Consider the following 243-nt stretch of genomic DNA (forward strand, 5'->3'; position numbering starts at 1 on the left):
TGAAACTCCACCAATTGCTTCTTGATCCAAGTCTCTCCTTCCATGTCGATGGCTTACTTTCATCATTGCTTTCTCAATGTTCTCCCAACTTGTTGAAGAATCAGTACGATCTGGATCAATTAGATCCAAAGCATTCTCCAACTCATCCCTCAACTTCTCATCTGCTGCTCTAAGGAACAATGTGCATCTCTGCATCTGAATGACTTGTGCCTCCGAATCAGGAAGTTGGTTGTACTTCTTGTT

General features: G+C 42.4%; 1 protein-coding gene. It reads right to left on the reverse strand.

All coding sequences use genetic code 11. From position 1 onward, the window contains the following. Positions 1–243: hypothetical protein (locus tag KVT14_RS21010; RefSeq protein ID WP_217617356.1), on the reverse strand; the 243-nt coding region annotated here is incomplete at both ends.

The sequence above is a fragment of the Cellulomonas sp. GbtcB1 genome, from assembly GCF_019091725.1.
GTDB lineage: Bacteria > Actinomycetota > Actinomycetes > Actinomycetales > Cellulomonadaceae > Cellulomonas.